Genomic DNA, 23,677 nt, shown 5'->3' with positions numbered 1-23,677 from the left:
TAGGCGATGGCTTTACTTAATTTCAATCGTACGGTTGCGCAAGTAGAGGTGCTGGTCGGCAATCTCCATAATATCTCTTTCTTTTGATACTATAATAATCGTTGTATGCGCTTTGATTCGATGGAGATATTGCAACAATTTATTTCTGAATACATCATCCATTCCATCCAGCGGATCTTCCAGTAGCAGAAGACGATTATTTCCCAAAAGTGCTCTGAGCATCAAGATCATTTTTCTTGCACTAAAAGATATTTCGGTATCCGTTTCACTCAGTAAGGTATAAAAACCATTGCTAAATTGATCAGACAGGTGCTCGATACCGATCGCTTCAGAAAGTCGCAGAATATCTTCGGTACTGATGTTTTCACGCCCTAGTACCAGGTTTTCATGCAGGGTACCTTTGATGATTGTCATGTCTTCCATATACAAACCAATGCGATTGCGCAAAGCAATTTTATCGATATTTTTGATGGGTATTTTATCAAAAAGTATGGTACCAGCCGATGGGTCATAAAATCCGGCGATCATATTCAGAAGCATGGATTTACCTGCTCCCACCTGTCCTGATATCACGGCGAGGCTATTGGCTGGAACATTAAAATTGAGATTTGTAAAAATGGGTCTACTATCACCAAAATTTAAACTGACGTCTTTAAACATCACCTCCAGACCATTGCTTTGACCCTCCAGTACAATCTCTCCATTGGACTCTTCCAACAATCCGGTTACTTTATTTAATTTCACAAGGGAGGCGATCATATCGTAATAGCTTTCGAGGCTTTTTATCAACTTTTCAACCGCTGACATAATCATAATGACCACAATTTCGGTAGCGACAAAGGCACCGATATTGAGCTTTTGATTGACGAGCAAATACGTCCCGATAGCCAGCATCACCAAAGTAATGATCACATTAAAACCGATGATCGATTTATATTGGATCAACAGCACCTTAAAGTGGGAAGTCCGATGATCGAGGTATTGGATCACCCGCTGATCTGCGCCCGCTAGATGCATATTGGTTTTTGAAATAATCTTAAATGTTTTTATTGCGCCTGCGATATCTTCAAGCCAGGAAGCCACTTCATATTTTTTATTACTCTCCTCAATACTGGATTGAATACCAGAATCCATTGTAAAATAAAAAATGCAAATGACGATGATGATGACCACAGCCCCAAATACCAAAAACCAAGCATGATAGAAAGACAACAGGATAATTCCAAAAACGATCTGGATCAATGCAGTCGGTATCTCCAGCAAGATCTTGGAAATTCCTTTTTGTAAATTTTGGGTATCAAAGAAACGGTTTATCAGTTCGGGGAGGTAGTATTTTTTTGTTGCGGAGAGGTCTATTTTCGGAAGTTTTTGTGCAAATGCGATGGCATATTCGACGAAAATTTTCTGTTGAATTTTTTCGATGATCTGCATCACTTTAATTCGAAAAACACCCATCAAAAAAGTTCCTAAGACGACAAAACCAATGAGTAGGTACAAAGATGTGACCATGGTTGCGCCCAGAACAAAACTGACGATCGCCTGAATACCGAGTGGAATACTCAACTGCACAAGACCACTCAGAATGGCATAAATATAAATTGCTGCTAAGTCTTTTTTCTCTTTTGTGATCTGCCTGAACCACATGCTGCTGGTCGCAGTATACTCCTGTTCCTTAGCCATTATGTATATAATTTAAGTGCAGGGGATATTCTAATGTTCTAATCTTCACAGGTCTTATTGTGTTTATGATTCCGTTTTACATGTTCAAACTTAATAAAAAATACAAAAAAAATAAACTTTTACGTACAAAAATAGCGCGTTTTTTTGATGATAGAATAGCAGATTTTTCAAAAAAAGTCGTTGGGTTTCCCCAACGACTTTCGTTATCTTATATCTAAAAAGTTATGCTCCTTATTCTGCTAGGTCGTGGTTCCAATTCTGGGGAATTGAACCAGTTTGAAGTCTACTAATCCGGCAATTTCACCTTACCAATAAAGGGATATTCTTCTACCGTTTCAATAGCTTCCGAAATCGGGTAGCATAATTGAAAAGTTTCATTTAGCTTTTCTGAAAATTGGAAAAGTTGATCTTTTTTTACCTTTTCAAAAATCCAGATGGGATCCAAAGGATTCGAGTTGTACTTCGTAATAATTGCAGTATATCCATTATTTTGAGCTTCGACAAGCCTGGCTTTTGTAATATTTGCTAATTCCATATCAGACTAATTTACAAAAAATAAATTAAAGGTTATTTCAATTTTAAGCTAAAAAATGGAGGAAAATTAAAAAAAACAAGTATAATTAGGCATTAAACACCTATATTACTAAAAAAGATCAAAAATTAGAAACGTAACAAAATGAGTAACGATGTGACTCGTGACCCAGTAACAAAAAGATCTAAACTTTTTCTAACCATATCACTTTCTAACCTGATTATAGTCACAGGTGACCAGTAAAGCAATACAATATAGATATAAACTACTATGGACCCAGTTTTCTAATCCATGCTAACGAAATGTTAAATGACAAACAATGGAAATAAAAATACCACTGTATGAAAAGAAGATGCAGATATAAAGTTTTCTTAAAATTTCATTTCATATAAGTCCACATCATCGATCAGCTTATCCGATGCGATCTGGCAAATACAATGCTCAAAAAGAAGGATCTGTTTATGATGCCAAACCGAATCCTCAAAAATTGATTGTTTGTTTGAAACAAAAATTGATTTTAAAGGGATACTCATTCCCTTACCTACCGCTTTAATCACCGATTCCTTCGCTGTCCAATAATCAAAAAAAACCTGATAACGATTCACCGCAGACTGTATGTCAGCCCATTCTTCTTTATGGAAAACACGTTTAAAGTCTTTCATATCCAAAACCCTAACCTGTTCGATGTCAATCCCAATACTTCCACCAACCGAAAATGCACAGACCACATAACATCCCGAATGGGAGATATTAAAGTCCAGTTCATCATCCACATAGGGTCGACCATATGAACTATACTGCACCTGAGCGAATAGATGCTCAAATCCCAGATCCATCATCCCTTTTTTCAACAATAACTTTCCAATAAGCGACACCTGCTGATCTACCGAATGCCTTAATCTCAGTATCTTATTTTGCATCATTAAAGGAAGAAGCTTCATTTTTGTTTGGAAATCTATGTTGGATAGAGGCTGTTCTAAAGAAGCATAATAGATTTTGATCATCATTTGAAAATAATTGTTTTGCAATAAGGTCTATTATATTCCGATTTTTCAAACGGAAAACTTATCGGATCAGTCCTTTAGAACCTGCCCTGTCAAACATAGGAAAAATTATGATTTTTCTGCATCAATCTCCCTAAGCAAAAGTGATAAAGGTCTGCCGTAGCTAAAATTCATATTTTTTTATGTGAATAACTTATAAAGAACTATCTTATACATAGATTATAAATCAATTATGGGTAAAATTTTAATTAATGGACTATTACTTAAAAATAAGCACAGTGGGGTACAATATTCAATTGAGAACTTGATTGCAGCTTTACAGCAACTAGATTTAAAAGAGCATGATATTGAAATATTGATATCAGAAAATTACGAAGGCCCATTGCTTGATAACAGTAATGTCAAGTTAAAAAAAATACAGCACAATCTGAACAATAGATTCAGTCGAATCTATTATGAGCATGTTGTAATCCCCACCTATTTAAAAGAGGAAGGTTTTGACCTCTATCATTCACCAGGTTATATTTTACCCTATTTTTCCAAATTTAAAAGTATTGTTACGGTTCACGACCTGATAGCTTTAGATTTTCCAAAACTTTGTCAAAATGAAACAGCAGCCTATTTCAAATTAACACTTCCCCAATCTATTCGAAAAGCAGATCATATTATTACCGTATCACAAAAAGTAAAAGATGATGTATTAAATCATTTCCCTGACATTTCGGAAGAGAAAATACGTGTTATCTATCCCGGTTTAAAGGCCAATTTTAATTCCGTTCTTGATCTTAAAATCAGAGAAAACATCAAGAGCCTGTATAATCTTCCTGAACAATTCTTTCTATTTGTGGGTAATTTGGAACCTAAGAAAAACCTCACATTTATTATACAAGCTTACACAAAAATTAAAAACATGCGCCTCTGCGATCATAAATTGGTGATCGTTGGTCAATTAGGTTGGAAATACGATTCTATTTTAAGCGAAATAAAGCAGAGCCGTTTCAAACTAGATATTATTTTACTCGGATATATCGACGAGCAGTATTTACCAGCCTTATATGCTATGGCAGATCTATTTCTTTTTCCTTCTCTCTACGAAGGCTTTGGTATTCCCGCATTGGAAGCAATGGCCTGTGGCTGCCCCGTTATTATATCAAATCGAGGAGCGTTGCCTGAAGTCACTGGAGGAGCTGCCTATCAAATCGATCCATACGATATCGACTCCCTTATCTCCGCTATCCTTTTACTATTGAACGATCGAGAGCTCAGAGAAAATATGATTCAAGAAGGAATATTGTGGTCAAAAAATTTCACTTGGCAAAAAACTGCTACAAATACGTTTGACCTGTATCAATCCCTGTTATGATGTAAATTTTTGATGTACAATTGGATATAGTTTTGCGATTTTGCTCTCATAGCCAATAGATTTACATGCATGCGTTCCAACGCTTCATGAGAAAATCCTCCTGCAGCCCAATCATCAAATGACATGCCCAATCCATGATGTTTCCATAACAGACCATTTTTATCTTCACTTTTACCATATGGCTCCAAAATAATCAATGGCGTAGCAGCAGATAAAGAATCAATGAGGGTGCCCGCACCTGGTTTACAGATAATAGCCTTACTACTTTTAGCAATTTGATACAGGGGGGAATATGGAGCATCATTAAGCCTGTGTTGTGTGTAGTCATGATCACGATCTACATCATATAGGGGTGGAAATCCATGTTCGCCATTTTCATCCGTATCCCAAATATTCCATTCCGAAGATAAATGGTAAAAATGAATGCGAGCGTCTTCCTTTTTAAAATCCCGATTACCATAGGCCACCATAGAGAGGTTATATTGCGTATCGAAAAGTCGCGCAGCTTGCTTTTCAAAATCACCAAGCCCCCAACCGCCGCCATGGATGAGTAGATTATTTGTCCTTTCTTCAAAAGGTAATGGCATACCGTTATCCACATCGATATGGTAGTTTATCGCTTGTTCTTCCCAATGATGAAACCACTTATTATTCATACCCGCATGAATATCCATATGCATTTTCCATGAAACTGAATAATCAGCATCCAAATGACAACAGTCGATTTGAAGTTCAATTGGATGAATCAATTCGCGATAACGCTGCAGAATGGGAAGCCAAAAACCTGAAAAGACAACAAAATGACGTCGTTGCTCTTTCACCCACAGCGCAAGAAGTTCACCCACAGCTTGGTCATCTAATGCATCCTGTGGATTACGGGCCAATTTATGCGCCAACAAAGCAATCGAAAAATTCTCTTGAAAAGTAGATTTAATTTGAGGAATAATATCCTTTTTCTGCTGTTGATAGAAACGCTCAAAAACATGCACACATGAATCAATGCCTGCACTTTTTAATTGTCTATGCATAATGATTCCAGGAATATAAAACCCCATTCCAGGTCCTGCATTTAAAATCGTAATATTAGGCATGCTCATATTTATATTTAATTATTAGTTCACCAGGTTAGGTTACAAAAACTTGCTTAACAAATATAATATTTTACAAGAGAATACCGATACCCCAACAAAAAACTCCCTGAAGTTTAAATGATTAACTCCTAAGCATCATTAAAATAGGCTTTACGTATCAATAGCAGCGATTTACGACAAAAAATTATAAAGTAGTCCTATAAATTTTGATTTAATTCAATAATTTTTGTAAATTACTATACCTAAATGACTTAAAATTAACCAAATGACTAAGATTCTTATTACTGGCGGAGCTGGAAACTTAGGAAGTTCTCTTGTTCACACCTTAGTTCAACGACAAAATTATGAAGTTGTCGTGGTCGACAACCTGACCACTGGAAACAAGGCGAATTTGCCCCAAGGCTATCCCAACCTTAAATTTTTCAAATGTGATGTTAATATTTACAGCGAACTTGCTGCAATTATGCAAGCTTTTCAATTTGATTACGTGCTTCACTATGCAGCTGTTGTGGGCGTAAAACGTACATTGGAAAATCCACTTGCTGTTTTGCAGGATATCGAGGGAATTAAAAACATCCTGAATTTATCACGGGATTTAGGTGTCAAGCGCGTCTTTTATGCATCTTCCTCTGAGGTATACGGTGAATCCACCCAGCTTCCACAGAAAGAAGATATTACCCCATTAAATTGTAAGTTGCCGTATGCCATTGTCAAAAATGTTGGAGAAGCGTTTTTTAGATCCTATCAAAAGGAGTACGGTCTTCCATTTGGCATCTTTCGCTTTTTTAATACTTATGGACCCAAGCAAAGTAGTGATTTTGTGATTCCAAGATTTATAGAATCTGCCATGAACAATCAAGATATTACTATATACGGTAATGGACACCAAACGCGCACATTTTGTTATGTCGATGACAATGTGGAAACGGTATTTAAAATCATTGACCGACAACTTCTAGTCAACGAAATCATCAATATTGGTTGTTCTATAGAAATTAATATTCGCGATCTGGCAGAGAAGATTATTGCTTTAACGAACTCGTCATCATCGATTATACATTTACCCGCTTTGAAAGAAGGGGACATGTCCAGACGTCAGCCTGATAATGCTAAAATGTTAGGTATTTTAGGAAAACAACCGGTATCCGTTGAAAATGGAATTAAAAATATCATTTCCCTCCGTTATTCATCATGAAAGGAAATGCATACAATTTTAGTATTTTTCACAGTTTTTTCACATCATCAATCGAAAAAATTAAACATTTATAATACTTGGTATTTCCAATTCTTTTGCATAAAACTTGAGCATCCAATTTTCCACGACGGAAATAATCTCCTGTTCCCAAGATACACTATAAAAACCATGATTACCATCTTCAATGATGTATTCCAAAAAAGGGATCTGATGGTCTTCAAGCATCTGCTGAATTTGCCCGACGGATAAGATCGTCTCCGGATCCTTTCCGCCATGAATAGACAATACTTCCCCCTTAAAGAAATGAGTACCTTGCTGTTCCCATCTTTTTGCCTGAGCAGCTTTAAAATCATCCATTTTACTCATATTTTTAAAAGGATCAAGTAAAATCCTCAAAATATGCTTCACATTAATTTCTTTGTTCAACAGTCGCCGATAGGTATTCCTGTCCAGGGCTTTATTAAAATAACTTTTTAGATGAGCATTAAACTTCTGAGTTTCCATCTTGATATTACCTTCCACTTCATTAAGCGGAGGACTGGAGAGCTCGACCAAAAGTGATACTTTGCCCTTTGTCATGTGTTTGATATAATAGAGACCGAGTTTTGCTCCCGAACACATGCCGATCAATATAATCCGCTTGACCTCCGGTCGTTTATCAATCTGATTAATGACCGCGTGCATATCGGCTAACATAGACGGAAAATCAACCTTTAATTGGTCCCCATCACTAAATCCACGCCCTCCAAAATCAAATCTGACACAACCAAATCCAATTGCAGCATACCTTCGTGCCATCTTGACAAAGATATCATGCGGGCCAGTACGGTAACCACTCCAACCATGTAAAAATATGATCACGGTTTCATTGAGCTTATTTTCAGCAAGCGGAGCATGTTCAATCCCATAAAGGGTGATATGATCATGATGAAATAATAAACTGCTCTCCCTCATAATTGATCGATTATCTCCCACAATGCATCTGCCTTAACGCCATCCACCTTATTCCAAAAAGCATCAAGCTTAATCGCTTGAACTTCAGCAGGGTGATCGCACATAAATTTTTGATAAAATCGAGCACAGTCTTTACTCACCACCCCTGAAACGGAAATAGAAATCACATCAATATCCAAATCCGGATGGATAGTCATCGTTTCTAGTTCCCGATCAAAGTCGATACAGGATTGATAAAATTCTGAACTGATTTCATAACCATTCAAATCGATAGATCTGCCGTTCAACAAATGGTCCATCAAGACCCCTTTATTTGTTTCTATCTTTCCATATGTCAGGAGGTCGTTGACCAGTTTCTGTTTGATGAAGTCTTCAATATGTTTGATGAGCGAAGGAACCGGCTCCAAGAGCATTAACTTTTTAACAGATTTTTTATCTACAGCAGGCGATAATAGTAATGTAGCAGCAGATCTTAGACCAATTAAAGTGATTTTCTCTAATCCAGTTTTCTGTTTAAAAAAATCAATGCCATCGGTTATATTTATTTGCCAATCGCGAATCGTTGTTTGCGCAATCGTGCTTCCACTGTCTCCACAACCTTGAAAATCGAACATGAATACACTATTCCCTTTAGCAGCCAATCGCCGGCTCAAGTCGACAAGTGTTTTTTGACCACTTTTCTTTTCCTCCGCAAATGGGTGACAGACCACATAACCGGAGCTATGTACTTGCTTATCCGGGAGAAAAAGTGCTCCAAAAAGATCAGTCGAATTACTTTTAAAAAAATGCTGACTAATGCGCATAAGCCCCTATATGTTTAGATACCATTCGCATATAGAATTTCACATTTCGAACAGATATCCATCAGTCCATTATTTTGGATATTTCTAAACTCATCAAATTTATCGCCCTTCCAAATTTCTTCTAGACTTTTATTGTTCAGATTACCGACATTAAATTCTGGAAATTTTTTACAGGGTGTAACTTGACCGCTTGGCAGCAAATCAATTCGATTGGACATTCCCAGACATCTCGTTCTATCTTGAGCAGGTTTGACACTACCTTCAATATATTCAATCAGATCTTTTGTGGTCAAGTCAGGATGAAAACGAATTCTGATATTCCATTTCCGATCAATAATCTTCTTCATCTGTCTCTTAAGCTCATCAATCAGTTCAGAACTGATCTTAAAGTCAAAGGAGTGCCACGAATTTCCTTTTCCCAAACCAGGTCCCATCCACGAAAATTTATTTTCAAAATATTCATCCATGTGATCGGCAACCGCATGTGGTATAAACCAAGGAAAATTCAAATACAAACTATCTATCCCTCTGGACTCCCAATATTCACAGAATTCGTACATCTGAGGAATCAAGCCATCGCTGATCACAGCTTCAACCGACAAAGTGCCCTTAAAAAGACCTTCCTCTCGCAGTTGAATCAACTGATCCAGGTTTTTTACAATTTTAGCATAGGTATCTTTTCCTCTTATCGCATTATGAATGTCTTCCGGACCTTCTATACTCACCAAAACGGTCAGATACTCCGATACCTTGAGGATCGAATCTATTTTCGTATGTAACGTAACCCCGTTTGTACACAGGACCGTTTCCCGAGGATCCACGACCAGTAGATCCATCAATTTATCCCAATGCGCATATAAAGTGGGTTCTCCCCCCCAAAGGTATAGTGATGAATTGGCTTCTTTTGTTTTATTGAACAATTCTGTCACAATCTCAAAACTTAGATCGCCATCTTTTTTTAATTCTGACTTGTCGAGGGAGTGATGGTAGCCACCGATATCCCATTGGAAACAGTGAGTACATCGGAGATTACAACGGTTTGTTAGTTTTAGACCGATTTCTATGGGTACGTCAAGGGCAAATTTAGGGTCCTTTTCTCGTTCTTTTGCGCAAAGTTTCGTGTTGTGAATCTTTTGCTTGATCTTTTTTACCGCATGCTGCGTGTACTGGAGGTTAGTTTTTGGTTGCATAATTTAGACTTTTACGAAAATACCAATGAAGCATAAGCTTAAAAATTAGCTTTACTGCTTATGAATAAATCTCAAATTAAAATTGTGTAGCAAACGAGCAGGTGGAAATTAATTGATCGGCATCTAAATTAAAAAAGTTCGCGACACTTATAACTTACGTAAATATAAATAATTCATTTTACAAAAAAGAAAATATAAATCAAATTTTCAACACATGATCATTTTTATTTTTATGGCAGACATCAAGAATAATGAAATAAAAAATATCCTATAAATCATAACGCCTCAAAAGATTAATTGCAAATGAAATTACTAGAGCAGTTCTTTTATTTGTTCAGCAATTTTTTGAATATTGAACTGTGAATTTATTTTATTACGTGCATTTAGACCAATTGTCTGACGATACCTTTCTTCATTTCTAAGCAACTCGATCACAGCATGAGCAATTCCTTCCACATCCTGCTCAGCGACTAGAAATCCATCAGTTCCGTGCGTTATGATTTCTTTAATTCCTCCAGTAGAATAAGAGACGACAGGTTTCCCCAGCGCCATCGCTTCCAATATGACACGCCCCAAGGGTTCACCCAAGGCCGTGTGCACGATGATATCCAAACTATTGATCATAGGCGCTATGTGCTCTTGATGATCGACAAAGGTTATTTTATGCGCCAGTCCCGCTTGTTCGATCTGCTCCTGCAGATCTTCGACATACTCATCATATGCTGAAAAAAGATCCGCTCCGATTATAAAAAAATGAACAGTTGAAATGGAGCGGGACACGATTGCTGCACACTTAATAAAATCACGATGATTTTTCCAAGGAATCAGCTGACCAATATTTCCGACAAGAAAAGTGTCGGAATCAGGCAATCGCAGCTGTGGAGGCACCTTCTTATTCAACTCTGGCTTCCAAATCGTTACATCCACACCGTTGTAAACAACAGCGGCCCGAAATAGCTTCGGCACTTGCCTCCGCACATGCTCAGAAATACAGATGATTTTGGTCGCAAAAAAGCCCAATAAATAAGGAATATATTTTTTGGGCAGGTTGTCTCGCACATGCCAGATAAGCTGCACATGCTTAAAAAATTTAAGAAACAGGACATAGATCAACGCTTGCGTTGAATTAGCCCATACCACATCAATTTGCTTACTCCGGACCATCTTTGCGATCTTAAACCCTTGCTTGACAATATGAAAGCCCTGTTTCATTTTTTGGAGAATAGTCTTACTTCCCGAAAAACGCATCATATCAAGAGCAATGGTATTATACCCGATTTTTTTAAACCGGTCATCCAGGTCGCTATCAGCAGGGAGAGCAACAAAGATCTGATATTCATTCCGAAGATGTTCCAATAAGGTCATGATACTCGATTCAGCGCCGCTGAATTTGGTCGAATTGATTATCACTAATACCCTTTTATTCCGTGTATTGATGCCGACGGCAGTATGCGTATGCTCCAAGCCTTCTTTTTTTTGATTGTATCCAGTCCGACCGGGTGAATTTGCTCCTGATTTAAGCCTCTTCCACATTTCTTTTACAGCATTCCACAACGGTGATGCTCCGCTTATTCAGCCTCCTGTACTTGCGTAATGAATTCCCTTAAATGTCCCATTTTCTTAAAATAATGGAGCTCTAATTTTTCGATATCGATTTCGATATCAAATTCATTTTCGAGTTTAAGGATAAACTGAAGGAAATCTAGCGAATTGAGACCTATACCATCGATCAGATCGGTCTCTTCATTTAATTCATCAGGATTGATTTCTCTAGACAATAATTCGGTTAGCACTTTAGCTATTTTGGTTTTAAATGCAGTATTGGTTTCCATAAATTTAGTTTAGTCAACTAAAGTTAATGAAAATAATTCATTATTATAAATATGTTTTTCTTCCTATTTATTCTTCCGATCTAAGTAAAATCGACCGATTCAATTAAGCAAGCAGCACGTTTTATATAAGATTGATGTATTAATTTAAAATACAAGAAAAAAACTTTATATTTATTTGCAGTTAGACAAGCCGCTATCACATCTGCTCGATACCTGTTCTATCATTTTGACATTGTTAGAAGATAAAATAGCAGCAAATAAGGCTTCTTGTCTGAATTTGATCAATAACCTAGCGTAAGTATAAACCAATGTGACATCAAGCTCTATGTCTATGAATAATCCGATCAGCCCAAATCATGTGATAAAATCAGGACTATGTATTGGTTGCGGCAGCTGTGTCGCCCAACAAAACGAAGGGGCCAAAATGGCATTTGATTGCTTTGGACAGCTCGTCCCTACGGGTCCTCAACAATGGCTTGACCGTCCATCCAAAACGCTGTCCCAAACCTGCCCATTCTCTCCACATGCACCTCATGAGGACCAGCTATCTGTATTAAATTTTCCTCAAGCCCGCCACTCCAATCATTTGATCGGACGTTACGAACGAGCTTATGTAGGTTATAGCAATCAAATCGATATTCGAGCCAATGGAAGTTCCGGAGGCATGGTCAGCTGGGTTGCGACCACATTATTAGATCTAGGCCTGATCGATGGCATAGCGCATGTCGTACCGGTTATAGCACCATCAGAAGGGCAACCTCTGTTTCAATATCGCATATCGAGGACCCAAGAAGAACTGCAGGAAGGAGCAAAATCCAGATATTATCCGACCGATCTTTCTCAGATATTAAGCCTCATTACCGCTACTCCCGGAAAGTATGCCGTTGTCGGTATTCCTTGTTTTATTAAGGCAGTCCAGTTACTAAGAAATACAAACCCCGTTTTTAAAGAACGGATCCGCTACACCCTGGGATTATTTTGTGGCCATATGAAAAGCAGCAAAATGGTTGAAAGCTTTGCTTTACAATCTGGTATCCCATTTCAAAACGTAGCGACTTTAGACTTTAGAGCAAAACAATCCGGTAGACCTGCCAATCTTTATTTTGCTAAATTTTCATTGAAAAATGGACAAAATAGAGAGTATAATTGGGAGTTATTAGCAGATGGTGATTGGGGTGCGGGCTTTTTTATGAACTCCGCCTGTAATTTTTGCGATGATGTCGTTTCTGAAACTGCGGACATTTCTTTTGGAGATGCTTGGATCGAACCTTACTCTTCCGATGATCAGGGGACAAATGTGGTTATTGTTCGCTCAAAGGGTTTATTGGAGATCCTGAAAAACGGCATCCATACCCAGAAGCTGGAGTTAAAAGAAGTCAATGCCGCATTTGTACAACAGACCCAAGACGCCGGATTAAGACATCGCCGGGAAGGCCTATCTTTTCGATTATCGGTGATCCCTCCTAAGTTGGCGCTCAACAAAAGGGTCTCCCCGGCTTATGATCGTATTCCAATTTCCAAAAGAATCAGTTATCGCTTACGCTATTTAATATCTTTTTGGAGCCATCGCGTATTTTGGCTAGCCAATAAAGTCGGCAAACCTCTCCTTTACATCATATGGGCAAAAATCATCGGAAAAATTTATCACCAGCTGATCTACCACCGTATCCTTGTCGCAACATTGATTTTGGGATTTAAGGCCGCGCTTATCGCAATGGGTACCAATCTTCTTCTTTCACTTGTTATTATGAAAGCGAACGCGGTTCCAGAACAGCATGATCCATCAGAGGCTCATCTTGTGATCCGGGCACTTGTATACCCATTTCTATTTTCAATGATCCTAACACCTTTATTCATATTCTTAAGAAAAAGAAATCAGCATACCCGTTTTTTCAAAGGATTAGCGGTCTTACTGCTTTGCTCTATATTTATCGTTGAATTATTACTCCGTTCCAGTTTCCTATTAACCGTCCAATATGCTGTATTTGCACTTATATCTATCTTTTTCCTAAATTTCTTTTTCAAAAAACCGGTCATTTAACGCAATTCCCCAATCCCAAAAACAAGTTTTCCAATTATGATGCGCAGTTACAAATTCATTAAAATCGTTTTCTTAGTCCTCATTGTCGGAATCGGATGCTCAGAATTATTTTTCAGAATCTGGTACCGTGAGGAGCTAAAAAATCAGGAACCCCCACTCATTTTCCAACCCGATAGTCTCTATGGATATCGACACATACCCTCAAGCGAAGGGTATATCAGTAAACCTGGAATAGGTAAAAGGCATATTAAGATAAACTCCAAAGGATTTTATTCTCCAGAATTCAGTACTGAAAAAAAAGCTGATGTTGCTAGAATTATGATCGTAGGTGCATCTTTTGCAACGGGAATATATATGGATGGTGAGAAAAATTATGCCGTTCAATTGCAAGAACGATTTGATCAGGCTAAGAAAAAAGTTGAAATTATAAACTGCAGTATGGATGGACAGGGGCGAGGCTTGGCAAATCTGCAGTTATTAACGGCAGAACTCTCCGGATATAAACCCGATCTTATTTTACTGGAAATGAGCTTCCCGATCAGTTTAGGCGTTATGCAGCGCGCTATTTATAAAAACTATCTCCTTACCTATACCAATGATTCTACAAAAATTAAGGCCCAAAACCTAGTAGATGAACTCGAGGGTAAAACCTTTTTTAAAACGCTATATGACCTCTCCTATACGTACAGGGCTGTCTGTCGGGAAACGATCAATAAAAATAGCTTTTCGAGAGAAGCAGTGCTGATGCGGGCCTATCGAGATAAAACCTCCCGCGCTAGCGAAATGGAAGAATTCTACCTCACTACCAAAAAATCTGTAGAACTGTTAAAATCAACGCAAGAGCAGCTCGCAAAAAATGGATCAAACCTCCAAGTAGTCTCCTACTATACCGAGAAGAATAATTTACAATCCTACCTGAACGAAAATGGCATCCATACTTTATTTCTCAACTTGGAATTCAAGCCTGAAGACATTTCACTCCCCGATAGTCACATTAATGAACGTGGGCATGCTTTGATAGCAACAGCACTATACGATACACTAGCGCATGATCATTTTTCTCTTTTATCCCATAAGGCAAATCAATTATGAAAACATTCCTTTACTACTGCTTGATCAGCATCGCCTCACTCTTTTTATATGGCTGCAATGATGTACCTACCACACAAATCCTGATCAAAAAAACGACTGTACCCTTATTGGCTGATAATCAGATTGACCATATATGGGATTCCTGCGCCTGGGAGCCTATATCCCATATCAGGTTTACAAGACAAGAACAAAGGATGGAGAACCCACATGATTTATCTGCGGCATATAAAAGTATGTGGGATGATCAATATTGGTATTTCTTGTTTAAAATTGTCGATAACAAAAAATATGTATTCGATGCACAGACTGACATAGAAAAAGCGTATGACTTAAAAATCAATGACCTAGATGGCATTGATCTATTTTTCGACAACTTTAAAAAACTCGATCCTGAAGCAAAATTCAAAGATTTAACTTATCTGAGACTCACTTACGGATCAGATACGATCCGAGTTTTAGGCAAACAGCAGATCAGTCCAGAACCGCTTTCGGCCATTCAGTCCAGTTATCAGGATTTGGATTCGGGCTATCTGTATACGTGCAAGATACCTTGGACAGTTCTGGGCATCAAGCCAGAAATCGGAACAAAAATAGGTCTCGAATTAAATGTGGTCGACAACGATGGAGAAGTGGTTATGTCAGGAGCCCAGTCGAAAAAAAAGACGATTGTTGCATGGGCTGATCAGACACGTAAAAATCCATTCATAGATAAGTCCATCTACGGTCAAGCTATCCTACAATAAAGAGAGCATCAAGCGCACTAGGGAATTCTTCCACTTTCACTTTCCAATGCAGATTTCCGTGCGCGTTGCGCTTTTGCCGTTCCATTGCTGAATCGATAACTGAAACTCAACCGCACCTGCCTAGACTCGTAGTAACCATAGCTATTCGAAACAAATCCAGGGAAATTTTGTGTATACTTACTTTGATTCCCTTTATAGATGTCATTGATCGCAAACCTGACCGTCGCTTTATCTTGTAGTAATGTTTTCTGAAAAGCAATATCTACCTGACTAATGGCCCTACTTAGTGTATTGGCACCACTGAGACGTCTTGAATTATAGACAGCCGCCAGTTCGGCTTTCATCTTGTAAGGCAGCTTAAAAGATTGTATTAAACTCACACGACCTGCTGCCTGTTGCAAGTTTAGATTTCTATACTGATCAAAAGAAACATCATTTTGGATATAATAAAAAAGACCATTAAAAGTAAGATCCCACCACGGTTTTGGAGCAAGATTCTGCGTCAGCGTTAGTGACCAGTGTTTTTGTGTACCTACATTCTTGCTGATCATTACAATTTTATCGCTATCGAGCGTATCCGTTACCTTTGCATTCAACTGATCCGTATAAGCAAAGTTAAACGAGATCACCGTGGCACTTTTTAAGGAATATAAAGCAGTAAAGCGATGGGTGAGTGATGGACTTAAAAACGGATTTCCCTGCCAAAAAGATAATTCGTCTAGCATATAGATAAACGGGTTCAGATCGGCATAAGCCGGTCTCTCTATCCGTTTGGCATAAGACAAAGAAAGAGTTTGATGCTCACCAAACGGTCTGGTAGCAGAAAAAAATGGAAAGAGGTTGGTAAAATTGCGATTAATTTCATCGTCCAGATCCGCACCGTTCTCTTTGTAAAATAATTGGCCTGTTGAACGTGAATTTTCTAATCTCAATCCACCCTGGAGCGACCATTTTCCTAGCGTTCGTTTATAATCGACATAAGCACTGGAGGTATGCTCATCAAAATGAAAATCATTGGAGCGTCGATTATCCAAACTATCAGCGGCAGCACCTACATGATAAAATCTCGAATTGTTTCGAGAACCGACATTCGAATACTTCAAACCTGTTTCCAACTTACCTTGCCAGAGGTTCATCCCGTAGTCAAGTTTGATTCCTTTTAGATCGATATCGATCCCATTGAGCGTCCGGTATAGATTTTCCTGAAGAAGGGTTTGTTGCTGATCACGGTAGGTGTTGGATTGTAGATTTTTATTCCACTTATCAAAAAAACCATAATCCGCATCGATATTCAAACTCCTGCCCAGCGTGTCTTCATATTTGTAGTTGAAGTTAAAATTATAACGTGCAGTACCTTGTCCATAATAATCGTTTATAGCATCCAGTGTTTCTTCCATCACTAAGGACGGAAGGGTACTGATTGCTGTCCGGGTATCGGTGATCCCCCCTCCAAAAATAAAATTGCCATTTGCCAAAAAACCGATGGTATTTTTAGCGTTTAGATTGTAGTCGACCCCCACCTGTGTCGACATTTTCTGGCGCTTGTCCACGTCATCCGTATGGCTATCATAGGCTTTTCCATTTTGCTGACGGTTTGTCCCGTACAGGTAATTATAATGACCAAAAGTGTGGCTATAATTACCATATACATTTAATTTATCTTTCCGGTAATTGAGCGCAACATTTTGGAGCTGTTTAGCAGTGACTCCATACGCTAAAGTGCTGGTGACCGTACCATTAAGTCCTGATACCTGATTTTTTTTCGTTTTGATATTGATAATACCCGCTGATCCGGTAGCGTCGTATTTAGCCGTTGGGCTATTGATGATTTCAATGGACTTGAGGTTATTGGATGACAATGATTTTAACAGATCTGTCAATTCTTTTCCAGAAAGAAAAGTCTGACGACCATCCAATAAAATCTGTACTCCACTTTTTCCATTGAGTGTAATGTCACTTTCGTTTTCAACATAAACACCGGGAGCTCTTTTCAATGCTTCCAAAACAGAAACATCCTGTCCACCAATCGTGCTTTCGACATTATAAATAAGCGTACCACCGTCGATCTGGATTATTTTTTTCTTCCCCTCCACAGCCACCTCTGCCAAGGTATTGGCCAATGGCACAAGCGTAAACGTGCCGAGATCGATGGTTGACCATTCAAAAACTGCAGACTGTTGGTCTTGATGACCCATATGCCTCACTCTTACAAAATAGCTCCCTGCTTGATCAAATTTTAGCTGAAATTGTCCTAAACGATCTGTTGCAGTACTCAAAACTAACTTTTCACTGTGATCATAAAGACTTATCGTAGCCAAAGATATAGGCGACTGGTGCTGATCAACAACTTTTCCGGTAATGCGTTTATCGTGTACTTGCCCATATAGCTGCGTACAAAATAAAACCATTATTACAACCCATAAGGATCTTAAAACTGGATATGATATCATCGGTTTATTAACGCTTGAATTTTGTGAATGGAGTGATCACTTCAATAGGATTATTTGCTTAATCCTATTGAAATAACACCTTACGGGGTATCAAGATACCTATACCGCAATAAATATACGATAAGAATGAAACTTTAGAGAAAATCTTACTGATAAATTAAATATTTCTTTCTCATTTCTTTATAGGTCGCTAATCCCGGTTCCCAGCTTTTACGAATTTCATCCGCAGACTTACCTGCAATAATAGCCTCCCGTAGCGCAGGTCCTCCCGCTAACTTATCAAATACGACAATTTCTTTACTTTGCTTATGATCAAAAAATATTTTTTGATTCGGATAGTTCTGATAGGTCTCGATCAACCACGAAAGGTCAATTTGCTTAGATGCTCTTAATTTTTGTAGATCGACTGTTCTTAAGTCCAAGCCATAGCATGGTTTATTGAGGTGAATGGGGGTTGCACTCATATTGGGTATACGGACTGGCGTAAACGAAAAATCATATTTATCCTTTAATTCAGGCGCACCAATCACGGTAAATGGAAATAAAGTGCCTCTTCCTTCACTTAACACTGTACCTTCAAATAAGCAAGTCGAGGGGTATAACAGGACAGCCTGATAGGTATTGATATTCGGAGACATATGTACAGGCGGTATATATTCCATATCATGCGTATAGTTTGCCACCGGTACAATCTTGATGTTACACTGCACACCATTTGCCAACCAGCCTTCCCCATTGATCATCTGCGCATATTCCCCGACTGTCATTCCATGGGTGACAGGCACAGGATGCATGCCGATTCCTGATTTGAACGCCATATCCAGAATAGGTCCATCGATAAAGTATCCATTAGGATTAGGTCGATCTAAGATCAACAGCTCTTTTCCCTGCTCCGCACAGGCTTCCATCACGCGATGCATGGTTCCGATATACGTAAAATAGCGAACACCGATATCTTGAATATCAAAAATCATCAGATCCACATCTGCCAGCATCTCTTTTGTCGGCTTATTGGTCTTTCCATATAAAGAAACGATTTTGACCCCTGTCGTTGGATCGATGGCATCTGTCACCTTTACCCCTGCACCCACATCGCCACGGAAACCATGTTCCGGACCAAATACTTTCACAATATTAACCCCAAGAGCGATCAGACTATCCACACTGGATTGATCCCCGATTCGTGAAGTAGGATTAACCACCATCCCAATTCTTTTCCCTTTCAAATAATCGAGATATTCCGAAGTTTGATCAGCTCCTGTACGGATTTGAGCAACAAGAGGATTAGTGAGTAACAGGACGATGCAAAAGCTGAAGATAATTTTAACTGTTTTCATATTGATGAGATCATTCCTATAACCTGGCCATTATTTTTAATCGTTATTTGGTACAATGCGGTTATACGGGGTTTATAATCGTGTAAAAGAAATACACTTGCTATTCCTTTTCTGCTGTAAGGATAAGCATAAAAAATAAAATACGCAAGAAAACGCAAATTAATTATATCTAATACAATAGATTCGTTACAAAATCTTCATAACAACCTATTTAACATCAAAAATAAAGGAATTATTTTTAATGTAAATCAAATTAAAAGTATAAGAATAGCATAAAACCGCAAATTGCAACAAAATTTTAGCGAGCTAAAAATTGATTACAGCGTATTCTTTTTTAAATTTTCATGTAAAAATGACGCAGAAACAATCTGCTCTTTCTTTAAAAATTCATTTACGGGGCGATAATCTATTTTTGATTCCAGCAAACGGTTCATATCCGATTGTTCTCGCACGACCCTTCCAGTCAGATCAACACGTCTTAGAAAATCTAAACACTTATTTTCCCGCTCGGGAATTAGAAAGAGTGCAAATTGTTTATTAAACTTCATGGAAAAAAGTAGCCCATGGAACATGCACGTAAAGACAAAATCGGCATGTTTGATATAGCCCATCCAGCGGAAAGGCGATGGAGCGATAATATTTCGATCTGCCCAGTCAAATTTTTTACCAATTGATATGATTTGTAAACCTTTTTCCCGACTTAATGCTTTCATCTCCTGAATGATTTTATCATCTGGAAGCAGACCATCAGAATAAAAAAGGATATAGTTTTTGAAGTGAACATCCTTAATTTCCTGATCAAAATTATAAATAAGGGTTGGATCTAAAACAAGTCTGACTGTATTCTCATTCAAAGATGTTGCAAATTTGAAGGTATTCAGATCTCGAACGCCTATAGAATCAAAGTTTTTCATGAGGCGAACAATACTTCTGGGATGCTGTCGATCGAAATTATCCGGTCCCATACTTGCAGCATATGCGATGATTTTATCTGCAGACAGCTGATCCGAAAAATACGGTGTATCTACTCCCCCCCACTCCTTGGTGTAGCACCAAATTTGATCACTCCCAATGATGACCGTATGATAGTGCTTTTCTCCCAATTCTTCCCGGTGCAAATAATGCCTTGTTTTCTTAAACTTACGATGGTAATACCTAAATTTCATAAATTTATAAAGTAATTTAAGATAAAGAGCGGGCGTATTTCCATCATGCCTAAACATGGTCCTCAGTTCATTATGGATACTTTTCTGATTTCTGTAATCGATCAGTTCATTGTCATATCCATTTTCAATTAAAAAACGTTGTAAGGCATAAGCTTGCAGAAAAGCACCATAATTATAACACCTAGAAAAAGTTAAAATACCAATCATAATTCACACCATAAATTAAATATTAGAAGATTTGCTATCCTCCATCCTATGCAGAACTAGACCGCATATAGATCTGAAGCGATTGCATTCGGTTACGTAGAATTTGTAAAACAACAAGTCTAACGCTTTATTTTCCCTGTTTTAGTTCTTTCAATTTGCTCCACCAATACAAAATGATCGGGGATCAAATAGCTATTTAAGGATTGAGCCAATTCCATTTTTAATGCTTGAACATCTTTAAATTCTGCATGAACAACGAGATCTGCACATAGGTGATCATTCTTTAAATACACCTTCGAATCGACAATACCGATCACCGCATTTAAGCAGGTTTCCACCTGAACCGGATTAATTTTATATCCTTTATATTTAATAAATAGATTTCGGCTTATAAAATGATAGTGATCTCCGATTTTTTCCATCACATCATGTGTCTCAACCCGAAGCCGGTGATCGGGGTATAAATCGCATTGAACGATCAATTCGCCCTTTATATGTAGCGGCTTCACTAGCGCAGATTCATCTGCTAGATGAAGATCATAAATAGGGAGTACCTGCCCGATACACTTGAGATGTACACGATGTATATCGTTAATATAATTTAAGGCAATGATGGACGGTATTTCCGTGACCCCGTAACGAATGGAAAAAGATACCTGTTTAAACTTTCCATGTAGCTGTTGTAACAGCTCCGGCGGTACCGCATCCCCACCAAAACCCAAATGCTGAAGATGCGGTATTTTTATCCGATTTGAGATCAACATCAGTTGTTTATAGAAATAAGGAACCCCTTCAATGGCGGTAATTTTAGTATTCACCTCCGGATCAAACAGCAGTTGGATCGGACTGATGCTATCTTTAGCATCTGGTATAAAGAGGGCACTGCCACCCTGCGTATATTCCACAACCGCACTTATACCATAAGAATGGAATAAAGGAATACTGATCAACACTAGCTGTGATTGGGTATAGGGCATCATCCTTGATTTACGGATGCTATCTATTGCATTTATCAGTTGATAATAGGACGTTTTAATCAATTTAGATTGACCAGTTGTTCCACTGGTAAAAAAAAAGATATGGCTATACTGCTGTCTTTTATTTGGCAACTCGGACCATTGAGCCCTTTGCAGCGGGATATCGATATAGACATCATGACTATGCTCACCCTGATCATCAGAAAGGGTGATACTGGAACCCTGGCAATCGGATCTTGCTAGCAGATCGTGCGCGGGGATTGTGCGTTCTGGAACTAGGATCATATCCAGTTCCAAAGCGACACATGCCCAGAAAGAGAATAACAGTTTTCTTTGATCATTAAAGTTGATGATTACTGTTGTCAGATCAGCAGCAGATTTTAAAATTAAACGGCTAATAGCAAAGATCACATCGTCAGCCTCTTGAAAAGTCCATCTTTTGCCGGAACTAGAGAGGTACAGTTGCTGCGGACTACGAGTCACCTGATCATAAAAATACCTGAACAAGTGTCCCTGATGATGCGAGTATAACGCCATGAATTAAAAATTTGAATAAAGGTTTATATCTAACATTTCTTCATCAGTCACGGATTTCATAGAAATAAAGCTTTCCCATGCAACACGGCTAACGAACAGAGTCAAGTCTGTAATTACATTACTGACTTATAAGTAAATATAAAAAAGAATAAAATGAAAAAGAAATAAAAAACGCGGGAATATTTATTATTCGTTAATCTAATCTTCTTTTCAGAACAATTATTCTTGAAATTATTCACATTATTTTGTAGCTTGCTCATAGTGATGAACAACTGTTTTACAGCAGATTAACCATTTTAAAAAACCTCATGACATCCTTATTACTAGTTTTTACCTTGCAATTTCACTTAATCGCACTTTTATGAAGGAGGTCGAAAAAAAATTACCCAAGCCTTATACCCTAAAGATTCTCACTTCGCTCATTGGTTATGGCATCTACCTCCCTGCGCAGATCATCCAACAACAACTTGCAGCCAGCGGCATCGCATCAGAAATCTTAATTTTCGAATGGCTATACGATCAGGAAAAGAAAAAAATCTTCTCAGATTCCGCTGCCGCCTATGCAGACAACTATAAACTAGCCCAATTAGCAACCAAGATCCCGGTCAATTATCAGGCTAGCACTGATCCTAAATTGGTGGAAAAGCTCTATCAACAATGGACGCAAGAGGAACAGACACATTTTCTTTGTCTTTCAGGTTTATGGTTTGCTATCTTGAAAAATTATCATCCACCTTTTGCACAGAAAACGATCCACTGCTGTAGAATGGATGCTGGCCATGCACATACCTGGTCCAATCACCAGCAGCTCACTATAGATCGATCTTATTTTCTTTTCGATATCCAACATAAAAAAATCAATTATGCATTTCATATTCCCGAATTAAAAAATATAACCTATGCCGAGAGGAGCAAAAACGTTGTTATTCATGGTGGGGGATGGGGCTTAGGAGATTTTATCACCAAAACAGCAGCATTAGCGGAAGCCGGATACCACCGAAACATCCTGATCAAATCGTTAAATAAATACAGACCTGAAGATCCAGAAACCTCTTTCTATTTAAATGACCCCGATTGGGATTTCTTAAACAAAACCAGTTCCTCGGAACCTTTTCCCGCTATTGGGCACATCCATCAGCTGGACCATATTAGCTATCGCCACCAAGAGCATTATCACCCCGCACTTGATTTAATTAACCAGAGCAAAGCCATTATTTCAAAGCCCGGCGGTATGACATTGACCGATTCATTGATAACCGGCACGCCCCTCATCTATTTAGAACCCATGGGTGAAAATGAAGAGGGAAATGCTGTAATTGTTGATGAAAATAAAATTGGGATGTCATTTGAAAAATGGAAAGATGAAAATTTCAACTTGGAGCCGATCCGGGAATTGCATGAAAACATCGTAAAATTACAGTCTAATCTACCCGATTTTATCGCTACATTCAAACATGATATATCCCACTATTAAACTAAAAAA

Annotated in this window: 19 protein-coding genes; 6 read left to right on the top strand and 13 right to left on the bottom strand. The window is 38.2% G+C overall.

From position 1 onward, the window contains the following. Positions 1-12: 12 nt before the first annotated feature. From C8N37_RS05530 to C8N37_RS05520, 3 genes are all read right to left on the bottom strand, one after another. Positions 13-1,680 (bottom strand): ATP-binding cassette domain-containing protein, encoded by a 1,668-nt coding sequence (locus C8N37_RS05530; RefSeq protein ID WP_211322203.1) that lies wholly within the window; start codon positions 1,678-1,680, stop codon positions 13-15. Between the two features lie 286 nt (positions 1,681-1,966). Further along, the gene (locus C8N37_RS05525) at positions 1,967-2,215 is read right to left on the bottom strand and encodes a hypothetical protein (RefSeq protein WP_108157981.1); all 249 of its coding nucleotides are present in this window, start codon (positions 2,213-2,215) and stop codon (positions 1,967-1,969) included. A gap of 368 nt (positions 2,216-2,583) precedes the next feature. Continuing rightward, positions 2,584-3,219 carry a 4'-phosphopantetheinyl transferase family protein gene (locus C8N37_RS05520; protein WP_108157980.1) on the bottom strand — a complete coding sequence of 212 codons (636 nt, stop codon included), beginning with the start codon at positions 3,217-3,219 and terminating at the stop codon, positions 2,584-2,586. Positions 3,220-3,448: 229 nt separating this feature from the next. Here C8N37_RS05520 and C8N37_RS05515 point away from each other — a divergent pair, with 229 nt between their 5' ends. Further along, complete coding sequence (locus tag C8N37_RS05515) at positions 3,449-4,579, top strand: glycosyltransferase family 4 protein (protein ID WP_108157979.1); 1,131 nt, start codon at positions 3,449-3,451, stop codon at positions 4,577-4,579. Here the strand turns inward: C8N37_RS05515 and C8N37_RS05510 are convergent. After that, positions 4,564-5,670, bottom strand: a complete 1,107-nt coding sequence (locus C8N37_RS05510) for a hypothetical protein (protein WP_146171016.1) — start codon at positions 5,668-5,670, stop codon at positions 4,564-4,566. The two genes, C8N37_RS05515 and C8N37_RS05510, sit on opposite strands and share 16 nt — an antisense overlap. 265 nt (positions 5,671-5,935) lie before the next feature. Between C8N37_RS05510 and C8N37_RS05505 the strand changes: the two genes are divergently transcribed. Next, positions 5,936-6,865 carry an NAD-dependent epimerase/dehydratase family protein gene (locus C8N37_RS05505; RefSeq protein WP_108157977.1) on the top strand — a complete coding sequence of 310 codons (930 nt, stop codon included), beginning with the start codon at positions 5,936-5,938 and terminating at the stop codon, positions 6,863-6,865. Positions 6,866-6,925: 60 nt separating this feature from the next. Here the strand turns inward: C8N37_RS05505 and C8N37_RS05500 are convergent, their stop codons facing one another. From C8N37_RS05500 to C8N37_RS05480, 5 genes are all read right to left on the bottom strand, one after another. Then, entirely contained in the window at positions 6,926-7,819 is an 894-nt protein-coding gene (locus tag C8N37_RS05500; protein WP_108157976.1) for an alpha/beta hydrolase, read from the bottom strand. Next, positions 7,816-8,622 carry an alpha/beta hydrolase family protein gene (locus C8N37_RS05495; protein ID WP_108157975.1) on the bottom strand — a complete coding sequence of 269 codons (807 nt, stop codon included), beginning with the start codon at positions 8,620-8,622 and terminating at the stop codon, positions 7,816-7,818. The genes C8N37_RS05500 and C8N37_RS05495 overlap by 4 nt, the downstream gene beginning before the upstream one ends. Before the next feature lie 14 nt (positions 8,623-8,636). Beyond that, on the bottom strand, positions 8,637-9,812 hold the full coding sequence (locus C8N37_RS05490; protein ID WP_108157974.1) for a radical SAM/SPASM domain-containing protein: 1,176 nt from the start codon (positions 9,810-9,812) through the stop codon (positions 8,637-8,639). A 312-nt stretch (positions 9,813-10,124) separates the two neighbouring features. Continuing rightward, positions 10,125-11,345 carry a glycosyltransferase family 4 protein gene (locus C8N37_RS05485; RefSeq protein WP_108157973.1) on the bottom strand — a complete coding sequence of 407 codons (1,221 nt, stop codon included), beginning with the start codon at positions 11,343-11,345 and terminating at the stop codon, positions 10,125-10,127. A 35-nt stretch (positions 11,346-11,380) separates the two neighbouring features. Further along, the gene (locus tag C8N37_RS05480) at positions 11,381-11,644 is read right to left on the bottom strand and encodes an acyl carrier protein (RefSeq protein ID WP_108157972.1); all 264 of its coding nucleotides are present in this window, start codon (positions 11,642-11,644) and stop codon (positions 11,381-11,383) included. A 331-nt stretch (positions 11,645-11,975) separates the two neighbouring features. Here C8N37_RS05480 and C8N37_RS05475 point away from each other — a divergent pair, with 331 nt between their 5' ends. From C8N37_RS05475 to C8N37_RS05465, 3 genes are read left to right on the top strand one after another with little or no spacing between them, the layout of a single operon-like run. Continuing rightward, positions 11,976-13,685: a Coenzyme F420 hydrogenase/dehydrogenase, beta subunit C-terminal domain gene (locus tag C8N37_RS05475; protein WP_170114478.1), complete on the top strand. Its 1,710-nt coding sequence runs from the start codon at positions 11,976-11,978 to the stop codon at positions 13,683-13,685. A 36-nt stretch (positions 13,686-13,721) separates the two neighbouring features. Further along, a complete protein-coding gene (locus tag C8N37_RS05470) occupies positions 13,722-14,777 on the top strand; it encodes an SGNH/GDSL hydrolase family protein (protein ID WP_108157970.1) in 1,056 nt (351 codons plus the stop codon). Further along, entirely contained in the window at positions 14,774-15,520 is a 747-nt protein-coding gene (locus C8N37_RS05465) for a sugar-binding protein (protein ID WP_108157969.1), read from the top strand. The genes C8N37_RS05470 and C8N37_RS05465 overlap by 4 nt, the downstream gene beginning before the upstream one ends. A 17-nt stretch (positions 15,521-15,537) precedes the next feature. On the opposite strand, the gene C8N37_RS05460 is transcribed toward C8N37_RS05465, so the two are convergent. From C8N37_RS05460 to C8N37_RS05445, 4 genes are all read right to left on the bottom strand, one after another. Next, positions 15,538-17,928 carry an outer membrane beta-barrel protein gene (locus C8N37_RS05460; RefSeq protein WP_170114477.1) on the bottom strand — a complete coding sequence of 797 codons (2,391 nt, stop codon included), beginning with the start codon at positions 17,926-17,928 and terminating at the stop codon, positions 15,538-15,540. 188 nt (positions 17,929-18,116) lie between these two features. After that, complete coding sequence (locus C8N37_RS05455) at positions 18,117-19,307, bottom strand: exo-beta-N-acetylmuramidase NamZ family protein (protein WP_108157967.1); 1,191 nt, start codon at positions 19,305-19,307, stop codon at positions 18,117-18,119. 317 nt (positions 19,308-19,624) lie between these two features. After that, entirely contained in the window at positions 19,625-20,680 is a 1,056-nt protein-coding gene (locus C8N37_RS05450) for a polysaccharide pyruvyl transferase family protein (protein WP_108157966.1), read from the bottom strand. Between the two features lie 119 nt (positions 20,681-20,799). Further along, a complete protein-coding gene (locus C8N37_RS05445) occupies positions 20,800-22,194 on the bottom strand; it encodes an AMP-binding protein (RefSeq protein WP_108157965.1) in 1,395 nt (464 codons plus the stop codon). A 361-nt stretch (positions 22,195-22,555) separates the two neighbouring features. Here C8N37_RS05445 and C8N37_RS05440 point away from each other — a divergent pair, with 361 nt between their 5' ends. Continuing rightward, positions 22,556-23,668, top strand: coding sequence for a glycosyltransferase family protein (locus tag C8N37_RS05440; RefSeq protein ID WP_108157964.1), 1,113 nt, complete (start codon positions 22,556-22,558; stop codon positions 23,666-23,668). Positions 23,669-23,677: the final 9 nt, after the last annotated feature.

The sequence above is a fragment of the Sphingobacterium faecium genome, assembly GCF_003054045.1.
GTDB classification, from domain to species: Bacteria; Bacteroidota; Bacteroidia; order Sphingobacteriales; family Sphingobacteriaceae; genus Sphingobacterium; species Sphingobacterium faecium.
This window is presented reverse-complemented; position numbering and strand designations above follow the sequence as displayed.

Bases quoted from the DNA above. Each gene is read 5' to 3' on its own strand.
- C8N37_RS05440 (WP_108157964.1), top strand. From the start codon at position 22,556: ATGAAGGAGGTCGAAAAAAAATTACCCAAGCCTTATACCCTAAAGATT.
- C8N37_RS05515 (WP_108157979.1), top strand. From the start codon at position 3,449: ATGGGTAAAATTTTAATTAATGGACTATTACTTAAAAATAAGCACAGT.
- C8N37_RS05485 (WP_108157973.1), bottom strand. From the start codon at position 11,345: ATGTGGAAGAGGCTTAAATCAGGAGCAAATTCACCCGGTCGGACTGGA.
- C8N37_RS05465 (WP_108157969.1), top strand. From the start codon at position 14,774: ATGAAAACATTCCTTTACTACTGCTTGATCAGCATCGCCTCACTCTTT.
- C8N37_RS05445 (WP_108157965.1), bottom strand. From the start codon at position 22,194: ATGGCGTTATACTCGCATCATCAGGGACACTTGTTCAGGTATTTTTAT.
- C8N37_RS05475 (WP_170114478.1), top strand. From the start codon at position 11,976: ATGAATAATCCGATCAGCCCAAATCATGTGATAAAATCAGGACTATGT.
- C8N37_RS05470 (WP_108157970.1), top strand. From the start codon at position 13,722: ATGATGCGCAGTTACAAATTCATTAAAATCGTTTTCTTAGTCCTCATT.
- C8N37_RS05490 (WP_108157974.1), bottom strand. From the start codon at position 9,812: ATGCAACCAAAAACTAACCTCCAGTACACGCAGCATGCGGTAAAAAAG.
- C8N37_RS05460 (WP_170114477.1), bottom strand. From the start codon at position 17,928: ATGGTTTTATTTTGTACGCAGCTATATGGGCAAGTACACGATAAACGC.
- C8N37_RS05500 (WP_108157976.1), bottom strand. From the start codon at position 7,819: ATGAGGGAGAGCAGTTTATTATTTCATCATGATCATATCACCCTTTAT.
- C8N37_RS05505 (WP_108157977.1), top strand. From the start codon at position 5,936: ATGACTAAGATTCTTATTACTGGCGGAGCTGGAAACTTAGGAAGTTCT.
- C8N37_RS05450 (WP_108157966.1), bottom strand. From the start codon at position 20,680: ATGATTGGTATTTTAACTTTTTCTAGGTGTTATAATTATGGTGCTTTT.
- C8N37_RS05455 (WP_108157967.1), bottom strand. From the start codon at position 19,307: ATGAAAACAGTTAAAATTATCTTCAGCTTTTGCATCGTCCTGTTACTC.
- C8N37_RS05495 (WP_108157975.1), bottom strand. From the start codon at position 8,622: ATGCGCATTAGTCAGCATTTTTTTAAAAGTAATTCGACTGATCTTTTT.
- C8N37_RS05530 (WP_211322203.1), bottom strand. From the start codon at position 1,680: ATGGCTAAGGAACAGGAGTATACTGCGACCAGCAGCATGTGGTTCAGG.
- C8N37_RS05480 (WP_108157972.1), bottom strand. From the start codon at position 11,644: ATGGAAACCAATACTGCATTTAAAACCAAAATAGCTAAAGTGCTAACC.
- C8N37_RS05525 (WP_108157981.1), bottom strand. From the start codon at position 2,215: ATGGAATTAGCAAATATTACAAAAGCCAGGCTTGTCGAAGCTCAAAAT.
- C8N37_RS05510 (WP_146171016.1), bottom strand. From the start codon at position 5,670: ATGCCTAATATTACGATTTTAAATGCAGGACCTGGAATGGGGTTTTAT.
- C8N37_RS05520 (WP_108157980.1), bottom strand. From the start codon at position 3,219: ATGATGATCAAAATCTATTATGCTTCTTTAGAACAGCCTCTATCCAAC.